The organism is Pedobacter humicola (assembly GCF_056490705.1).
Window position 1 is genome coordinate 89,987 of record NZ_JBWJIG010000011.1, and the last position, 18,929, is coordinate 108,915.

Genomic DNA, 18,929 nt, shown 5'->3' on the forward strand with positions numbered 1-18,929 from the left:
ACTTCTTTTTTAAGGCTTACTTTAAATACTCAGGCATTTCTTCCATCATTTCTAAATAGGCCAATGTTTCAGGTTTTCTAATCTGGTGGCTCTTACCTTGCAAATCAATCAGCACTACTGCTGGCCGCATATTGATAAACTGCATCCATTGGGTCATGTTATAGGCGCCCACTTTATGCACCACCAACTGATCTCCACGTTCTAAAAGCGGCAGAGTGATGCTTTCCCGTACCACATCGATATTCATACATAATGGCCCGAACAGCACTGTTTCTTCAGTATATTGTCCTGCCTCCCTGGCTACGCTTATTTTATGATCGTACCAATTGGAAGTAAACAAGATATTAACACCAAAATCCAATATTGTGGCTCTCCTACCATCGCTTAATCGTTTATTGGCAATTACACTTCCGATCAGGTAACCGGCATCATCAATGAGCACTCTCCCACTTTCTAAGATCAAAAGAGGAAGATCGCCTGTGGCAAAGCCAAAATCTAAAATGGTACTGCTAATGGCTTCAGCAAAATCTTCTACCGATGGTACGGTATCAACACCAGGCAGATAAGCGCCTTTTAGCGTATTTGTTGAAGGAAAGCCTCCGCCTAAATCTAAATATTGTATGGGGTTTTGTAGCTCATTTTTAGTACGCATGGCCAGATCGCAAAGTTTTGTTGCGGCAACTGAATATGCGGCGGTAGATAACATAAAGGTACCAATATGGCAATGCAACCCAACCAACTCTAAATGTTCGGCAGCTACAATTTTATTGATCACCGCCCAGGCCTGGCCGTTTTCGTAGTTAAAACCAAAGCGGTCCCAGATAGGATAAACGCCGGTATCAAAATTCACCCTAACCGCAACTTTTACCTTTTTATTCAATCGGTTACAGATAGCAATAAGCAGATAAAGTTCGTCGGAGTGATCGATATGGATGAGTGAATGGTTTTCTATTGCCAGAATTAAATCTGCTTCTTTTTTATCTGGTCCGTTGAAGATGATCTGATTACCCATAACACCGTTTCCTAGTGCTTTGCGGTATTCGAAACCGGAAACCACTTCAGCCCAGCTTCCCTCCTGGTGAAAAATCTTACAAACCGCGTTTAAATAATTGGTTTTGTAACTCCAGGCAAACTGAACTTTTGGATAACGGGTTTTAAACGAACGCACCGCTGCCTGATAATTGCGCCTGATCTGTTTTTCTGATAAAACAAAAACCGGCGAGCCATATTCTGTCACCAAATTTTTAACGGGAACACCATCAATCGCCTCCACAGGATCAAAATCGGTACGTGTACCAAACTTGTTCATCAGTCCGGTATTCATTTTCCTTATGGTTGGCCGTTCGTATTTTTGTTTCATCATTCTAGCGTTAATATAATAGTATCAAGTATTGAGTGTCAAGCAGTTGGTGTCAAATATTGAGAAGCAAGCAGTTCGTATCAAATAATAGTATCTGGTATCAAGATGGATTTGAAGCCTAATCATCTTTCTACCATCCAGCCTTCCACAACCCTACCTTCAACCTCTTACTCTCCCCCTTTCCTAAAGTTCTCCAAAGGCTGATAACTTTTGGAATTCTTCCACATCAACAATATTATCCCAGGCATAACGGATAAACATTTTTCCTGCTTTATAAGTATTCATCTCTGCTACCGGATTGCCCAAAGCCAGATCTACCAAGGCTTTTGGTTGGTTCTGACCTGCGGCGGCAGTTAAATATACCCATGCAGGAAAGCGCGGATTAACTTCCATAATGTATAAATTACCGTTATTTTCCTGCATTATTTCGAGTTCAAAGCCACCTTTCCAGGCCGTTGCTTTTGCAAAATCTTTAGCCAATGCGATCAAACGCTCATCGTCAATCGTAATCCCTGCCCAGGCTTTACCCTTTTCTGTGATATACAGTTTACGCATAGGGATTACGCTAATTGCATTACCTTCCCCATCGCCCAAACCCGCAATATTAATTTCAGTTCCTTTTATAAATTCCTGTAAAATGATTGGCAAACCCCATTTCGCATGCAATTTATGAAAGGCCCTGTGCGCATCAGCGATGTTTAAAGCAGTTTGTGCTTCGTAAAATTTACCTTTCACCATTAACGGAAATCCAAACTTACGGGCAATGTTATCGATCTCTACTGCTGTAAAAACCACCTCATTGGCCGGTACTTTGAATTGATATTGTTCGCCAAATGCACTCAGGTTTACCTTATCTCTTTGCGCCAGCTGTTTGTGCGAGGGCAAAAAGGTATGGATGCCCATCGCGAGAAGATCCTGCTCTATTTTTATAAAATTATATAATTCTGCATCGAAATTCGGAATGAGCACATCCATCTGCTCCACCTTCTGAATCTCCTTTATCCGTCCCTTTAGCGCGTCAACTCCTGCTGTTGGATAAGGGATCCGATAGGTTTTATCAATCTGATCTCTTAAATAAATTGCCGGCTCTAAGGTTTCGTAAGCTAAACCGATGATACGTAAATCTTCTCCAAAACCAGCACGCAATGCCCGTATAACCGCCAGCCCCGGGCCAGGATTATCGTTGGCATTTAAACCCGTAACTGCAATCGTTAGGCCCATGCCTTTGTTTAGATCTGGAGAAACGTACATGATTAGTTTTTATTTTTTGTTACAAATCTAAAAGATTCGCTTCCTTTAATTGTAGCATATAATCATCCCAATCTCTTTCCAGTTGGGATAATTCTACTTCATAATTGTTTAATATTTTATTCTTGATTTCCGCTTCACTTTCTCCTGATTTCAGATAGCCCAATATCTCGGCTGCGAGGGCATTGCTCGTAAATGAATCGCCAGTTGCCGGATTGAAAATAAACCCGTTCTCGCTGGTGGCAATATTTGTTTTTAACTTCATATCCTTTTTTGTTGATTGATGAAACCACTGTATGCATCACCAATAGGCAGCTCTGCATAGTTTAGGTTTACTTTTCTGTTATGTATCGATTTTATTTTCGCTAGTGCTACGATAAAACTCCGGTGCACACGCGCAAACTGATCTTCCGACAATTTCTCTAAAACCTTTTTCATGGTCATTAAAGTTAAAATAGGCTTGTCGATATTGCTCAGGTAAATTTTAAGGTAATCGCCCATACTTTCGATGTATTCGATGTCGCGGAGCAAAATCTTAATCATTTTATACTCCGAATACACATAAATACTTTCGTCGCTGGTGTTCTCATGGGTAGCGTTTTTATATTTGTGGTAGTCGACGGCTTTCTCAACCGCAGCTGTAAAACGGCTGAAATCGATTGGTTTCAACAGGTAATCGATCGCCTGAAGCTCGTAACTTTCAAAGGCATAATTCCGATAGGCAGTAGTAAAAATAATCATCGGACTGTTTACCAAACTCCGCACAAGTTCCACACCGGTAATATCAGGCATATTTACATCGACAAAAAGCAGGTCGACGGGTGTTTGCTTCAGATACTCTGCGCCAGATAAAGCATCTTCAAAAACCTGAACCAATTGCAGGTCGGGAAAGCGGGATACATACGTTTTAATGAGTTCGAGCGCCAACGGCTCATCATCAATAGCTACACATTTTAAGGCCATAATGCTGTTAATTTAGCAATTTACACAAAGATTAACGGTAAATATTTCGCCAGTATCATGCATATCCAACCGGTGTTTCTGGGGATACAAATGAGATAACCTTTGGCGGGTATTTGCAATCCCTATCCCCGAACGCTCTAAGTTGGATTTATGGTGATAAATTTTATTCTGGCATGAAAAATCAATGCTTTCGACAGCAATGCGCAAATTGATATGAATCACTGTTTTCTCCTTTTTGGTTACGCCATATTTAAAAGCATTTTCGATAAAAGTCATGAAAATTAGCGGCGCTATTTTTCTTCCGTCAGGTTTACCTCGTACATTGAAATTGATCTCTGCATCGGCACCCAGCCTCAACCTTTGCAATTCGATATAATCGCGCACGCAATCAATCTCATCTTTCAGCATTACAAAATCCTGCGTCACATCATCGGTAACATACCGCATGATGTTAGAGAGTTTCATGATACTTTCTGAAGTATGTTCACTATTGATAACGGATTGCGTATAAATGTTGTTTAAGGTATTAAACAAAAAATGCGGATTGATCTGCGCTTTAAGGAAAGAAAGTTCGGCAGTAGCTTTTTCTGCTTCGGCCTTCACCACTTTCGATTCGGCTGTTTGCCATCGCTGTACGGTGCTTGTAGCAATGCTTAGCCCCATAATCATAAAGAAAATAAAAAGACTGATCACATCGATATTCATGGGCTGGTGCAGGTCTAAAATCCCGTTCGGCTTTTTCAAATTCGGATCCTGCATCCTTAAATCCTCGTTGGGTAAAGGCCCAAAAGGCATTTCCACATTTGGGCCCATAGTCGAATCTTTTCCTGGCTGTAGCGATTGATTTAAGCCTTTAGGCTGCGAATCTGGCGGGCCTTTTAATTCAGCCATTACACTCTTGTTGTGGCCTAATAAATTATCATAGGGCTGCGCATAATACACAAAGCTAAACAGCAATAAAACTGTCCCAATGTAAGTTACATGCCGTTTTTTAAACATGAGTCTGGGCACCAGAATCAGGGCATTGAAATAAAACATGAGCATGTACGTAAGACAGAAAAGCCAATAATATGGCGATGCCAGCAACAGAAAACTGCTTTGCCCCGATTGTTCGTTATTGATGAACAATAGCGGAAAGGTTAAAAATAAAAGCCAACCTGCCACATGGATAATGAAAGTTGGTGTTTTAAATTGTTGCATGCTACAAATTAATGATATTTTTTCTGCCCATCTGGAAAGAAGCAATGGTTAAATTCAGCTATAAACCAGATTTTCGCGCTGCTCGTAATTCACCGCCAGGTTCTCGGTAATTTTAACCATTAATGTTTGGTGGGTACCGCTGTAGCTTAAAATTAATAAGTCGCCGATTATTTCGTGCAATATTAATTTCGGACTGGTATAGGTAATGGATACCACATGGGCACCTTTGTTTAACAGATCTGAATCATCTAGGTGCAGCTCTGCCCAATCAAATAGAATCGGACGATCTTCGAGATCGTTTAAAACAGGCATTTTATAATCCAGGGCAGCAATACTGTTCATTACCGAATACTGAAGTTTTTGGTGCAATGAGTTTGCCTTTTCATTGGCATTTTGCATTTGCGAAAAGGTATGAAGATGCTGGTCTAAGCTATATATTTTTGACCTTTTTTGAAATTCTTTGTAAGTATCATGGAATATCCGTCTTTCAAAATCGGTTTTGCACATGAAATTGAAATATTGTTTTACACTAAGGTTAATATGCGCTAAAGCCATAATATTCGGTTTTGGTTGCTGATTCAAATATGGGACAATAAAAAAAATTAATTTATAGAGTATCGGTAAACACTGATTATCAATCGGTAAATGCGAAACTAAATCTTGATTATGAAAAACGGATGAATATTGATTTGAGTACAAGAAATGAGACCGATTGACTGTGATTTAAGATATTTTAACATATAACCCTAACTGCGGCCAGAATAATGAACGAGCTGTGGTTAAAAAGGGAAAAATGGAAGATGGAATTGGACGGTCGGAAAGTCTGGTGTCAGCAGTCCGAAATGTAATGTCGAAACCAGAGAGATTAATTTAATTAGGGTCTGATCATGAACGAAATGATGAACAATGACTAACCATCAGGATGTCCTATACTATAATATGTTTACGGTCTGTCTGGTAATGAAAAATGTTTACAGTTCATCTGATTTTACCGGCTGTTGTTCACAATTTTAAAAACAGTTTAAATTTCAGGAGGTTATTACTATACAAAACATATATAACCAAAATATTAAACGGTATGGAAACGAGAAACAACCATGGCTTAATCCAGGCTTTATTAGATTGCGCATTAGCTTGCGAACATTGTGCATCATCCTGCTTAAAAGAAGAAGACATCAATATGATGATTGATTGTATTAAGCTTGATAGAGATTGTGCGGATATCTGCACCCAGGCGGCGAGGCTATTGCAAAGAGATTCCATTATCGCGCATCAATATTTATTGCTTTGCGAAGAAATCTGCAGACTTTGCGCCGCGGAATGCGGTAAGCATGACCATGAACACTGCAGACAATGCGCCGTAGCCTGTGAAGAATGCGCTGATGCCTGCCATGCCAATCATGAACCTATTGAGCAAGACTAAAACAAAAAAGCTTCCCAGGTTTAGCCCGGGAAGCTTTTTAAACTATTTTATTCCAATTGATTATTGTGCAGGGAAACTGTAGTTATACGAACCTTGCTCACCAACACCAGCAATACTCACCATGTTGTTTCTGCCTAAAGGCAATGCTTTTTGCACATCAGCCACAGAATTTACCGGTTGTCCGTTCACTTTAGTGATGATTAAACCTTTTTCTACACCAATGTTATCGAAAGCTTTTCCAGTGGTAACCGAAGTTACGACTACACCGCTGTTAATGCCATATTTCGATTTTTGTGCCTGAGTTGCAGGAGCAAAAGTTGCACCTAATTTCGACACTTCAGCACCTTTTGATGTCGCATTTTTTGCAGTTAAACCAACACTAGCTTCGCCTTTTAACGTTACGCTGTAATCTTTAAGCGCACCATCACGTAACACTGTTAATTTAACTTTATCGCCTGGGTTTAAACGGCCAACTCTTTCCTGAAGATCTGGTGAATCGTTAATAACTACACCATCTACTTTTTTGATAACATCGCCTGATTTGATACCTGCTGCCGCGGCACCACCACCGGCAACCACATCATTCACATATAAACCGCTTATCTCGTTGGTTTTAATGCCTTCTGGTTTTTCTTCACCGCTTAAAGGCACAAAGTTAACACCAATATAACCACGTTTAACGGAACCATATTTCATAAAATCGTCAACAATTTTACGGGCAAGATTAACAGGGATTGCAAAACCATAACCCTGGTTGTATCCACTTTGTGAAGCAATAGCGGAGTTGATACCTACCAGTTCACCATTTGCATTTACCAATGCACCACCGCTGTTTCCCGGGTTAATGGCCGCATCTGTCTGGATAAAAGATTCTATACTGGTATTTGCCGGGCGATCAGGTCTTTTGCCTGTGCGTTGATATTCGCGGTACTCTTCTTCTGTAATTTCATTGCCTTGTTGCTCGCGGCCAATAATACCGATACTGCGGTTTTTGGCACTCACGATACCAGCTGTTACTGTTGTATTTAAGTCCAGTGGGAAACCTACGGCTAACACCCATTCGCCTACCTGAACGTTATCTGAATTACCCATTTTCACTACTGGTAAACCCGTTGCATTCACTTTAATTAAAGCTAAATCTGTATTTGGGTCGCGGCCGATCACTTTTGCCTCCACTTTACGTCTATCCGTTAACACCACCTCAACCTTCTCTGCATTTTCTACCACGTGGTTATTGGTAACGATATAACCATCCTGGCTGATAATTACACCCGATCCTGACGCTGCCCTAGGCTGGCGCTGCATCTGGCGACCGCCACCACCGAAAAAGTCTTCCATCATATCAAAAGGAGAAGAAGAACCCTGGCCTTTCGATGCCGCATAAGTTGTTTTAATGTGAACCACCCCCGGTGCAACCGCTGCTGCTGCCTGTGTGAAATCGGTTGCTCCAGCTGATGTTACTTTAAGTGGATTGTTGGCAAAATATAAGTTCTGTTTTTCAGAAATTGTACTGCCTGTTTGGTTACGCTCAAATAGTTTGTAACCCCCTATTGCAGCTGCCCCACCTATAAAAGCAGCCAACACGGTAATTCCTAGTATTTTTTTCATGTGTTTATATATTGTTTTTTAATGGTCATGAAGCTATTAAAAGCTGAACGTTGCCTTCTTTTATAGATCGCTTTTAATGGTTTCATGTGTTTATATATTGTTTTTTAAAGCCATGATTTATTATAAGCTGGTTTGCTAGCGAATTGTTTGGTTAGCTTATAATATTTCATTTTGTTAAATGTAATAATTGCGGGAGCATATTCACTTTGATTTAAGCAGAATGCTCCGGCAGTTTTTATCTGCTCAAATTTTCTTTTGTATTTTATTCAAATTTAATACCATATAAACGATATTTGTATCTTCAAAGCACTTAGTTTTGTGTTAAAAAATGTTAAATTAAAAAACACAAACCGCTTATTATCTTTTGCAATTCAAATATTGCATTAAAAAATGAAGCTTTCATGAAAATTAATTTTTATAAGTACCAGGGCGCAGGCAACGATTTTATCTTGATTGACCATACTCTGAGTCCATTAAAAAACATTGATAACCAATTAGTTGAACGGCTATGCCACAGACGCTTTGGTGTAGGTGCTGATGGATTAATGTTCATTACCAAGCATGAGGATTATGATTTTGAGATGCATTATTTTAATGCCGACGGCAAACTGGGCAGCATGTGCGGAAACGGTGGCAGATGTATCGTAGCCTTTGCCAAACAGCTCGGCATTATTGACCGTGAAACCAACTTTTTGGCAGTTGACGGACCGCATTATGCCAGAATTTCAGAAAATGGCGAGTGGGTTGATTTACAAATGATTGATGTAGACACCATTACCAAAGATGCTGACGCTTATATATTAAATACAGGTTCGCCGCATTATGTAGCTTTGCAAAGCGAATTAAAAGATTTTGATGTTTTTACCGCAGGAAAAAACATCCGGTATAATGCCACTTATGCAGAAAAGGGCATTAACGTAAACTTTGTAGAGGATAAAGGCGATCATTTATTTGTACGCACTTACGAACGCGGTGTGGAAGATGAAACCTACGCTTGTGGTACAGGCGTAACTGCAGTGGCTATGGCCATGGCAAAACATAAAAACCAAACCGGCCATATCAAAACAGATATTAAAGTTCTGGGTGGGGATATCAAGATCGAATTCGATTACGATGGAAAAGCGTTTACCAATGTATTTTTGTGCGGCCCCGCGAAATTGGTTTTTGAGGGAGAAGTAGACTAATTATGTTTTAACCTCATAGGTTCTAAAAAAAACTATGTTTGTGTCCCAACAAACCACTTTAAATATTCTTCCCGTTCTATGGCAACACAGACCTGGAATAAGTAAGATAGCATAATTTTCTTTTTAAACCTCGTAGATTTCTAAAGCCTGCGAGGTTTAACCGTTATCTAAAATCTCTCGTGTAAACAGACATCAACAACACGTTCCGCTGGCTAAAATACACAACATTTATTGTAATAAAAATCGTATATTTCCTTTGAATTTAACAGCTTTTAACATCTGTCGCAAGATATTTACACTCTTATTTTTATGGGAAAAAGCATATCAATACACTATAAAACAACATTTTAGGCCTATTTAGGCTTGTTTTCAATCAGAAAATAAATCAATCGATTGATTAAATGACAGAACTCGGACAGATTTATTTTTTTTTAGGCTCTATTTTTGGGCATTATTGGCGAAAATCAAAGTCTTATATTTTGACAACGCCCTTAATCCCGGAAATTTAAATTTAAACACACAGAAATACCCCCATGAGAAAAGTAACAACTCTCTTTTTTAGCGTGAGCATTGGTATGCTTTTAGCATCCTGCGGAAATAACGACGAAGCTAAAAAAGCTGCCGCAGCTGCTGCCGCGGGCCCACAAGCCTATCCGGTTTTTACCGTAAGCACACAAAATACCACTTTAGATTCTGACTATCCAGCAACTATTGAAGGGATTCAAAATATCGATATCCGCCCTAAAGTTGATGGCTTTATCGAAAAGATATTTGTAGATGAAGGCGCCGTGGTAAAAAAAGGCCAGTTACTTTTCACGATTAATGCCCCTCAATATGAACAACAGGTAAGAACAGCAAGGGCAGCAATAAGCAGTGCAGAAGCTGACGTAAATGCCGCCCAGTTAACGGTAAATAAAACGAAGCCACTGGTAGAAAAAGATATCATTAGTAAATACGATCTGGATGCCGCACAGTTAACACTGCAAAGCAGAAGAGCTGCATTGGCCCAGGCTAAAGCAGAACTGGTAAATGCTCAGGTTAACCTGGGTTATACCTCAATTACCAGTCCGGTTGATGGTGTAGTGGGCAGTATCCCTTTCAGAAACGGAAGTTTGGTAAGCAGCTCGAGCACAGAACCGCTAACAACTGTTTCCAATACCTCAAAGGTTTATGCCTATTTCTCTTTAAATGAGAAACAGCTTTTGGATTTTGCGAACATCTATAAAGGAAATACCCTGGCACAGCAGATGAAAAACATCCCTGCGGTGAGCCTGGTTTTGGCAGATGGTACCATCTATGCGCAGAATGGTAAAATCGAATCTATTAATGGTCAGATCAACACCAGCACTGGTTCGGCAAGCTTAAGGGCAACCTTCCCCAATCCGGTTTCATTGTTAAAAAATGGCGCAAGTGCTTCAGTTAGGATTCCTCAGCATGTTGAAAATGCCATTTTAGTTCCCCAAAAATCAACCATCGATTTACAGGGCAAGAAATTCGTGTATGTTTTAGGCGATTCGGCAAAAACAATCAGTACTGAGATCCAGATTATGGAATTGGCCAAAGGCAAATTCTACGTGGTAACCAAAGGACTAAAAACTGGCGACAAGGTTGTTCTGGAAGGTTTCCAGTCGTTAAAGGATGGAACAAAAATCAAACCTGAAGAAAAAAGTGCCGACTCAGTTTATGCTGATATCAAGAAATAACAATATAATCTTGCCAATCACACTATTGCAGTGTAATCAATATTAATTATGTTTAAGAAATTTATAGAAAGACCGGTTTTATCAACTGTTATATCCATTATCATCGTAATTCTCGGTGTTTTAGGTTTAGCGACGTTGCCGGTTTCACAATATCCAGAAATTGCCCCGCCTACGGTGCAAGTTTCTACTTCATACCAGGGTGCCAACGCGGATGTGGTAATGAATAGCGTTGTTGTTCCGCTTGAAGAACAAATAAATGGTGTGGAAGACATGACTTACATGACCTCTACGGCCAGTAATGATGGTACCGCAACCATTACCGTAAACTTTAAACTGGGTACCAATCCCGATCTTGCTGCGGTAAACGTACAGAACAGGGTAGCCCGTGCCACAAGTTTATTGCCTGCAGAGGTAACAAAATCGGGTGTAATTACCGCAAAAAGACAGGCGAGTAATGTACTGATCTTTGGTATTTATAGCGACGATCCTTCTTATGATCAGAAGTTTTTACAGAATTACGCCAATATCAACATCATTCCGCAGATTAAACGGATTAACGGTGTGGGTGATGCAAGTGCTTTCGGACAAATGGATTATACCATGCGTGTTTGGCTTAAGCCAGATGTGATGGCCGTTTATGGTCTGATTCCAAGTGATGTAAATGCTGCTTTAGCAGAACAGAACGTAGAGGCTGCTCCAGGTCAGTTTGGAGAGCAGGGCAATCAGGCCTTTCAATATACCTTGAAATATACCGGTCGTTTAAAAGATGAGTCTGAATTTAGCAACATCATTATCAAGGCCGATGCCAACGGACAGATTCTGCGTTTAAAAGATGTAGCAAGAATTGAGTTAGGTGCGCAAAGTTATGCCAGTACGGTTAAGTTTAACGGTAAACAGGCTTTGGGTATCGCCATTAACCAAACGGCAGGATCGAATGCAAAAGAAGTTATCGAAAATTCGATCAAAACTTTAGATGAAGCACAAAAATCTTTCCCTAAAGGTGTGCATTATACCACCTTGGTAAACGTTAACGATTTCCTGGATGCTTCTATTGAAAAGGTAATTCATACCTTGATCGAGGCATTTATCCTGGTGTTCCTGGTGGTGTTTATCTTCCTGCAGGATTTCCGTTCTACTTTAATTCCGGCCATCAGTGTTCCGGTGGCCATTATCGGAACATTCTTCTTCCTGAGCTTATTCGGATTTACCATCAACCTCTTAACCTTATTTGCACTCGTACTCGCCATCGGTATTGTGGTAGATGATGCCATTGTGGTGGTAGAGGCTGTCCATGCGAAACTGGATGAGGGTTATACCGATGCCAGAAAGGCTACCATAGATGCCATGGACGATATCAGTGGTGCGATCATTTCAATCACATTGGTAATGGCTGCGGTGTTTATTCCAGTGAGTTTCATTTCCGGTTCATCAGGGGTATTTTACAAACAGTTCGGTTTAACACTTGCTATTTCGATCATTTTATCAGCGATCAATGCGTTAACCTTAAGTCCGGCTTTGTGTGCGATTTTCTTAAAACCACACAAAGAAGAGCACGAAAAATCTAAAAATTTTTTAAACCGTTTCTATGATGCCTTTAACACTTCTTTTGATGCGGTAACCGGAAAATATAAAAAATCGGTTGGTTTCCTTTCGAGAACAAAATGGATAGTTGGTGTAGGGATTCTGTTTTTCACTGGATTGTTAATCTGGACGATGAATACCACGCCAAAAGGTTTCGTCCCAAATGAGGATTTAGGAACCGTATTCTCTGATATTTCATTACCAGCAGGAACATCCCTAGAAGAAACTGATCTCGTAATCAAAAGAATCGACAGTATTGCACACACCGTTCCAGAAATTAAAAACTCGTTAAGAGTTGTGGGCCGGAGTTTAATCAGTGGTTCAGGAAGTTCTTACGGTATGGTTATCGGCAGGTTGATTCCATGGGATGAACGTAAGCGCGATGTGAAAGCCATAATCGGCGAGCTTTTCGCCAAGGCAGCAAGTATAAAAGGTGCAAAAATTATTTTCTTTGCTCCGCCAACCATTCAAGGTTTTGGTACCAGTGGTGGTTTTGAATTCCAGTTACAGGATAAAACCGGCGGCGATATTAAAAAATTCAACGATGTGGGTAACTCATTTTTAGCTGCCTTGAGTAAACGTCCTGAAATTCAATACGCATCAACTTCATTTAACCCTAATTTCCCTCAATATCAGATTGATGTAAACGTGGCTAAGGTTAAACAAGCGGGTTTAACCGTAAGTGATGTATTGGCTACACTGCAAGGTTATTATGGTGGTGTTTATGCCTCAAACTTTAATAAATTCGGAAAGCAGTTCAGGGTAATTTATCAGGCAGATGCCCAATACCGCGCCAATCAACAAAGCTTAACAAGCATTTATGTCCGTAATACAAGTGGAAAAATGGCACCGATTTCTGAGTTTATCAATTTGGAAAAAGTATACGGACCACAGGCTATTTCGCGTTTCAACTTGTTTACCTCAATTGCGGTAACTGGTAACCCTAATGCAGGATATAGCTCAGGTGATGCATTAAAAGCAGTACAGGAAGAAGCGGCAATCCACTTGCCTACAGGTTATGGTTACGAATTCTCGGGTCTATCACGTGAAGAGATGGCCGGTGGAAGCCAGACTGTTTTCATCTTCTTACTCTGCGTAATCTTTGTTTATTTCTTACTTGCGGCACAGTATGAGAGTTATATTTTGCCCTTAGCGGTATTATTTTCGCTGCCAATTGGTTTAGCAGGTGTATTCGTTTTCGATAAGATCTTTGGGGTCGACAATAACATCTATACCCAGATTACCTTGATTATGCTGGTGGGACTGCTCGCGAAGAATGCAATTCTGATTGTAGAGTACGCGGTAGATAGGAGAAGAAAGGGTATGAGCATTGTTAATGCCGCTATTGATGGCGCAACTGCACGTTTACGCCCGATCTTAATGACTTCTTTCGCCTTTATTTTAGGTTTATTGCCTTTGATGTTATCATCGGGAGTAGGTGCTTCAGGAAATAAATCAATCGGAACTGGTGCCGTTGGGGGGATGTTAATTGGTACCTTGTTTGGCGTTTTCGTAATTCCGGCTTTGTTTATCATATTCCAATCTCTGCAAGAACGTGTAAGCAATAAATCACCTTTTAACGAAGGAATTGAGCATGAGCAAACACCAGAAGAATACGAATTGGCTACTGCTAACAGCAAACATTAATATTAAGAAAATGAATTTTAGATATAAGCATTCCATTTTAACCGGTTTAGCCATTCTTAGCCTTAGTGCCTGCGTAACTAAAAAATACGAACGCCCACAGGTGAAGAACGAAGGTTTATACCGGGACAATAATACAACCGATACCACAACTATAGCCGATCTGCAATGGAAAACGTTATTTTCGGATACCACGCTACAATCGCTCATCCAACAGGGGATAAATGAAAATTTAGACCTGAAACAGGCGATCGAGCGGATCAAAATTGCAGAGGCTACTTTGATCCAAAGTCGTGGAGCCTTATTGCCAAGTCTGCAGGCTGATGTAAACGTAACCGACAACAAAGCTTCTGCTGCTGCACAAAATTTTCCGGCAGGGATTAACATCAATTTAGAAACCCAAACCTACAAGGCACAGCTAAGCACAAGTTGGGAGGCTGATATCTGGGGAAAATTAAGCAGTGCGAAACGTGGTGCCTATGCCACTTTACTGCAAAGTGATGCGGCAAAAAGAGCCGTTCAAACCCAATTGATCGCTACCATTGCCAACAACTATTATACTTTATTGGCACTTGATAAGCAACTCGCCATAACGGAGCAAACCATTAAGGTGAGAACGCAGGATGTGGAAACCATGAAAGAATTGAAGCAGGGTGCTGTGGTAAATGGTGCTGCGGTGGTACAAAGTGAAGCCAATTTATATGCTGCACAGGTAACCTTGCCCGATTTAAAAAGAAGTATTAAAGAAGCAGAAAACGCGTTAAGCGTATTGGTTGCAAAAGCACCAAATGCTATTAACCGTACTACTTTAGATCAACAAACACCTTATGCAGATTTAAAAACCGGAGTTTCTGCACAATTGCTAAAAAACCGTCCGGACGTAATCGCTGCTGAATTCGGGTTCAGATCGGCTTTCGAAAATACCAATGTAGCTAAGGCTTATTTTTATCCGGCTTTAACCATTACCGCAGCCGGTGGATTATCGAGTTTGCAATTACAGGATTTCTTTAGCAAATCGATCTTCTATAATTTAGTTGGTGGATTAACACAACCTATTTTTGCCAAAGGCGCAAATAAGGCCCGTTTAAAAACCGCCGAAGCCAATCAGCAGATCGCGTTTTATGCGTTCCAACAAAGCCTTTTAACCGGCGGGCAGGAAGTTTCAAACGCCCTGTATGCTTACCAAACGGCTGCAGAAAAAGAAGAAACAAGGGCAAAACAGATTGCTTCACTTACTAAAGCTGTCGATTTTACCAAAGAATTATTACGTTACAGCTCTGCAACAAACTATACGGATGTATTAACTTCAGAACAGAGTTTGTTAACCGCGCAGTTAAATGGGATAAACGATCGATTGCAGAAATTGCAATCGGTAGTGAACCTATACCGTGCATTAGGCGGTGGCTGGAAATAAACTACAATTAACAAGCACATTTGAGGCATTCTGATTTTCAGGATGCCTTTATTTTTTGCCACGTGAACACAGAAATTGCGAAAGATTTTACGCGGTGTTTTCGCTAGTTCTCAGCCTGTACCCGTTTTTTAACGGATGCTGAATGGCATTATGACTGAATTGTACCACTTTAGCGTTAAAAAGATAAAATTGCAACATACGGGGTTATAAACGAGAACTCACTCGGTCCGTGCAAATTTGTTTAATCAGCATTCCTTATAATTCAGCTCTGAAGGAAATTTTCCGGGTTTTTGTTCTCTATCAATGCCGCTGATCAGTGGTTCAGGCTTCGAACGATTAATAGCACTTTATCCCCTGAGCATCTTTCTGTTGCCCATAAATAATATTTCAGATAGGCTAAATGTTAAAAATTAACAGGTTCGGGTAGCTGAGCTAACTAATTTGCTGTAATCCAATCCGCTTTTTTCATTTTCATAAAAAAAGTATAATTTTTATTCCAAAAAAGGCCAGTTCTTTTGATGTGACCTCAAAATATTGTAAGTTTAAAGTTTTTTAAGCGCTTAGCTTACAAAAATTTCAATCCAATCAATGTTACGTGTCGATAGTTCTAAAGCCTGTAAAGTGGTGTACTCTTTGTGCAAGCATGAGTACCTGGGCTATTTAATTGAACCACATGTAGTTCAGCTTAATCCACAGGGCGATTTCTCCTTTACCTATCAGCGGGTTTTCACCCATACCGCAGAAGAATTTAATTCCTGCTTAAGCGAAATTGATTATAAGCTGATCAAAATTCTAGATGATATCGAGCAAGACTCGCTGATTAAAAAGTATTATAAAAAATTAATCAGGCCTACAGAGTTTTTTACCAAAATTTTCGACGATAAGTTTTATGAAAATGTACGTCCTAAAATTGAAAAGAAACTTGCAGAAGCTTTAGAAATATTAAAGGTTAAAAACGAGCTATATGTAATGGATAAAGATGGCTGGCCAGTAGAGCGCAAGATCGAACTTGCGGCCGAACCTGCGTCTATTCTTTTCCATTTCCGGAGGAACGAAACCGAAACACGTTATTTCCCGACCATCAAATATCAAAACCTGCGCATTGAATTTATGTTCAAAGAAGCGCAGATCATCAGCAATAAACCTGCCTGGTTATTGCTAAATGATGTATTGTATTTTTTCGATCAGGATATAGAAGGTAAGAAATTACAACCCTTTTTAAATAAACGTTTTATTGCCATACCTAAAACTACCGAAGCAACTTATTTCGAGAAATTTGTGGCACCCTTAATCGAGAAACACCACGTATATGCAGAGGGTTTCGAGATTAGAACAGAGCAATTTGAGGCGATACCCGTAATTAAAGTTTTATATGTTGATGGCGGTCTCTCTCAAATTCAACTGTATTTCAAATACGGCGAATATACTTTCCCGATAGAAAATGCGCATAAAGTAACTGTACGTTTAGAAAAAACGGCCGATAACTATATTTTTCACCGGGTAAAACGCTCGGCAGAATGGGAGAAAAAACAATTCAACCTGTTGTTATCGTTAGGGCTTAAAAAAACGAGTTCTTTATTCAGCAATTTAGAAGTGGCTTCGGCTGAAGAAAACCCAAGTTATGGTGCTATTAATTGGGTAAACGAACACATAGAGATCTTACATGCCTCCGGCTTCGAAATTGAACAGGCTACCGGGCAGAAAAAATTCGTATTCGGGGCCAGTAAAATCGATCTCGAAGTTAAAGAAGGAAACGACTGGTTTGATATTAATGCTGTGGTTTGGTTTGGCAAATACCAGATCCCTTTTCTATCGTTAAAACAACATATTTTACATAAAAAACGAGAGTTCTTATTACCAGATGGCGAAGTGGCCATTATTCCCGATAAATGGTTTACTCAATACGGCAGTTTATTCAGTCTTGCAGAAGCTGGAAAAACATTAAAATTAAAGAAACACCATATTGGTTTAATAAACGATCTGGCTGAAGATAGTTTAGCAAATATTACCCTGGAGCGCAAGCTTCAGCGCCTATCCGATTTTGAAGATATTGCCGACACACAGATGCCCGTTCACTTTAAAGGCAGTTTACGCGATTACCAGAAAGCCGGATATAACTGGTTTAGCTTTTTGCGCGAATATAATTTCGGCGGTTGCTTGGCCGACGATATGGGTTTGGGTAAAACCATCCAAACATTGGCCATGCTCCAAAAAGTGAAGGAGGATGATCAGTTGCTGGAGACCCAATCAACCTCACTGATTGTGATGCCAACCTCCTTAATTTATAACTGGCTAACGGAAGCAAAAAAATTTACCCCTAAGCTTAAGATCCTGGCCCATACAGGTACCAACAGAAATAAGGATGTGGCCAATTTTGCCAATTACGATATTATCATTACCACTTATGGTGTAACCAGGGTAGATGTAGATGAATTGAAAAACTTCTATTTCAACTATATCATCCTGGATGAAAGTCAGAACATTAAAAACCCGGCATCAAAATCCTTTAAAGCCGTTAGAAGTTTAAAATCAAAGCACAAACTGATTTTGAGCGGTACGCCTGTAGAGAATTCGGTAAGCGATTTATGGTCGCAACTAACTTTCTTGAATCCGGGTTTATTGGGTACACAGGCATTTTTCTATGAAGAATATGTGCAGGCGATTGAGAAGAAAAAAGACGAAGAAAAAGCGCGCAAACTGCAATCGATCATTAAACCTTTTGTGCTCCGGAGAACGAAAGAACAAGTGGCAGCAGAGTTACCGCCTAAAACGGAGCAGGTCATTTATTGCGATATGAGCGAAGATCAGGCAGCCTATTACGAAAAAACTAAGTCTGCATACCGCAACGATCTGTTGCAAAGTATGGACGATGGAACTTTTGCACAAAAACAGGTTCAGCTTTTACAGGGACTAACGGCTTTACGCCAGTTGGCCAACCATCCGGTAATGATTGACGGAGAATACATCTCCGATTCGGGGAAATTTGAAAACGTGATCCACACCCTCGATAACGTGCTTAAAGGCGGGCATAAGGTTCTGGTTTTTTCTCAGTTTGTAAAACACCTTGATATCTTCAAAAAACATTTCGAGGCCGAAAATATTCCTTTCGCTTATCTGGATGGTTCGACCCGTAACCGCGGCGAAATTGTTTCTGAATTTCAGCAGAATACCGACCTCAAGGTTTTCCTGATTTCGATCAAAGCGGGCGGCGTAGGTTTAAATTTAACACAGGCCGATTATGTTTTTATCCTCGACCCATGGTGGAACCCAGCCGTAGAGCAACAAGCCATTGACAGAACGCACCGCATTGGCCAGGACAAAAAGGTTTTCATCTATAAATTTATTGCCAAAGATACGGTAGAGGAGAAAATCCTTGCTTTACAAAACCGTAAAAAATCTTTAGCAAACTCTTTGATTACTACCGAGGAAAGTTTCTTTAAATCACTGAGTAAAGAGGATATCAGGGATATACTGAATTAGCATCCAATACTTAACTCGTCATCTCGACTGAAACGCAGTGGAATGGAGAGATCTATCATAATGATTTCTCGATGGCGTTGCACATCGCTCGAAATGACGATAAATCTTATGGATTTCACAA

General features: G+C 40.1%; 13 protein-coding genes. 6 read left to right on the top strand and 7 right to left on the bottom strand.

Annotated elements, in window-relative coordinates; translation table 11 throughout:
- Window positions 1-16: 16 nt before the first annotated feature.
- The 6 genes from AC04Q1_RS17320 to AC04Q1_RS17345 all read right to left on the bottom strand — a co-directional run bounded on the left by AC04Q1_RS17320 (window position 17) and on the right by AC04Q1_RS17345 (window position 5,326).
- Window positions 17-1,363: a hypothetical protein gene (locus AC04Q1_RS17320; RefSeq protein ID WP_478365829.1), complete on the bottom strand. Its 1,347-nt coding sequence runs from the start codon at window positions 1,361-1,363 to the stop codon at window positions 17-19.
- 180 nt (window positions 1,364-1,543) lie between these two features.
- Window positions 1,544-2,611 (bottom strand): ATP-grasp domain-containing protein, encoded by a 1,068-nt coding sequence (locus AC04Q1_RS17325; RefSeq protein ID WP_478365830.1) that lies wholly within the window; start codon window positions 2,609-2,611, stop codon window positions 1,544-1,546.
- Window positions 2,612-2,630: 19 nt separating this feature from the next.
- Complete coding sequence (locus tag AC04Q1_RS17330) at window positions 2,631-2,873, bottom strand: PqqD family protein (RefSeq protein WP_478365831.1); 243 nt, start codon at window positions 2,871-2,873, stop codon at window positions 2,631-2,633.
- The gene (locus AC04Q1_RS17335) at window positions 2,870-3,571 is read right to left on the bottom strand and encodes a LytR/AlgR family response regulator transcription factor (protein ID WP_478365832.1); all 702 of its coding nucleotides are present in this window, start codon (window positions 3,569-3,571) and stop codon (window positions 2,870-2,872) included. Before AC04Q1_RS17335 ends, AC04Q1_RS17330 begins: the two co-directional genes overlap by 4 nt.
- A gap of 12 nt (window positions 3,572-3,583) precedes the next feature.
- Window positions 3,584-4,771 (bottom strand): sensor histidine kinase, encoded by a 1,188-nt coding sequence (locus AC04Q1_RS17340; RefSeq protein WP_478365833.1) that lies wholly within the window; start codon window positions 4,769-4,771, stop codon window positions 3,584-3,586.
- A 54-nt stretch (window positions 4,772-4,825) separates the two neighbouring features.
- Entirely contained in the window at window positions 4,826-5,326 is a 501-nt protein-coding gene (locus AC04Q1_RS17345; protein WP_478365834.1) for a hypothetical protein, read from the bottom strand.
- A 523-nt stretch (window positions 5,327-5,849) separates the two neighbouring features.
- Between AC04Q1_RS17345 and AC04Q1_RS17350 the strand changes: the two genes are divergently transcribed.
- A complete protein-coding gene (locus AC04Q1_RS17350) occupies window positions 5,850-6,194 on the top strand; it encodes a four-helix bundle copper-binding protein (RefSeq protein ID WP_478365835.1) in 345 nt (114 codons plus the stop codon).
- Window positions 6,195-6,254: 60 nt separating this feature from the next.
- Here the strand turns inward: AC04Q1_RS17350 and AC04Q1_RS17355 are convergent, their stop codons facing one another.
- Window positions 6,255-7,802, bottom strand: coding sequence for a trypsin-like peptidase domain-containing protein (locus AC04Q1_RS17355; protein ID WP_478365836.1), 1,548 nt, complete (start codon window positions 7,800-7,802; stop codon window positions 6,255-6,257).
- 401 nt (window positions 7,803-8,203) lie between these two features.
- Between AC04Q1_RS17355 and dapF the strand changes: the two genes are divergently transcribed.
- The 5 genes from dapF (at window position 8,204) to AC04Q1_RS17380 (ending at window position 18,808) form a co-directional block, all read left to right on the top strand.
- Window positions 8,204-8,986, top strand: a complete 783-nt coding sequence (dapF, locus tag AC04Q1_RS17360) for a diaminopimelate epimerase (protein ID WP_478365837.1) — start codon at window positions 8,204-8,206, stop codon at window positions 8,984-8,986.
- A 533-nt stretch (window positions 8,987-9,519) separates the two neighbouring features.
- On the top strand, window positions 9,520-10,689 hold the full coding sequence (locus AC04Q1_RS17365) for an efflux RND transporter periplasmic adaptor subunit (RefSeq protein ID WP_478365838.1): 1,170 nt from the start codon (window positions 9,520-9,522) through the stop codon (window positions 10,687-10,689).
- A 48-nt stretch (window positions 10,690-10,737) separates the two neighbouring features.
- Complete coding sequence (locus tag AC04Q1_RS17370) at window positions 10,738-13,917, top strand: efflux RND transporter permease subunit (protein ID WP_478365839.1); 3,180 nt, start codon at window positions 10,738-10,740, stop codon at window positions 13,915-13,917.
- Between the two features lie 10 nt (window positions 13,918-13,927).
- Entirely contained in the window at window positions 13,928-15,328 is a 1,401-nt protein-coding gene (locus tag AC04Q1_RS17375) for an efflux transporter outer membrane subunit (protein WP_478365840.1), read from the top strand.
- 588 nt (window positions 15,329-15,916) lie between these two features.
- Window positions 15,917-18,808, top strand: a complete 2,892-nt coding sequence (locus AC04Q1_RS17380; protein WP_478365841.1) for a DEAD/DEAH box helicase — start codon at window positions 15,917-15,919, stop codon at window positions 18,806-18,808.
- Window positions 18,809-18,929: the final 121 nt, after the last annotated feature.

Coding starts and splice junctions, on each gene's coding strand:
- AC04Q1_RS17370 (WP_478365839.1), top strand. CDS start 10,738: ATGTTTAAGAAATTTATAGAAAGACCGGTTTTATCAACTGTTATATCC.
- dapF (WP_478365837.1), top strand. CDS start 8,204: ATGAAAATTAATTTTTATAAGTACCAGGGCGCAGGCAACGATTTTATC.
- AC04Q1_RS17380 (WP_478365841.1), top strand. CDS start 15,917: ATGTTACGTGTCGATAGTTCTAAAGCCTGTAAAGTGGTGTACTCTTTG.
- AC04Q1_RS17350 (WP_478365835.1), top strand. CDS start 5,850: ATGGAAACGAGAAACAACCATGGCTTAATCCAGGCTTTATTAGATTGC.
- AC04Q1_RS17340 (WP_478365833.1), bottom strand. CDS start 4,771: ATGCAACAATTTAAAACACCAACTTTCATTATCCATGTGGCAGGTTGG.
- AC04Q1_RS17325 (WP_478365830.1), bottom strand. CDS start 2,611: ATGTACGTTTCTCCAGATCTAAACAAAGGCATGGGCCTAACGATTGCA.
- AC04Q1_RS17355 (WP_478365836.1), bottom strand. CDS start 7,802: ATGAAAAAAATACTAGGAATTACCGTGTTGGCTGCTTTTATAGGTGGG.
- AC04Q1_RS17320 (WP_478365829.1), bottom strand. CDS start 1,363: ATGATGAAACAAAAATACGAACGGCCAACCATAAGGAAAATGAATACC.
- AC04Q1_RS17345 (WP_478365834.1), bottom strand. CDS start 5,326: ATGGCTTTAGCGCATATTAACCTTAGTGTAAAACAATATTTCAATTTC.
- AC04Q1_RS17330 (WP_478365831.1), bottom strand. CDS start 2,873: ATGAAGTTAAAAACAAATATTGCCACCAGCGAGAACGGGTTTATTTTC.
- AC04Q1_RS17365 (WP_478365838.1), top strand. CDS start 9,520: ATGAGAAAAGTAACAACTCTCTTTTTTAGCGTGAGCATTGGTATGCTT.
- AC04Q1_RS17335 (WP_478365832.1), bottom strand. CDS start 3,571: ATGGCCTTAAAATGTGTAGCTATTGATGATGAGCCGTTGGCGCTCGAA.
- AC04Q1_RS17375 (WP_478365840.1), top strand. CDS start 13,928: ATGAATTTTAGATATAAGCATTCCATTTTAACCGGTTTAGCCATTCTT.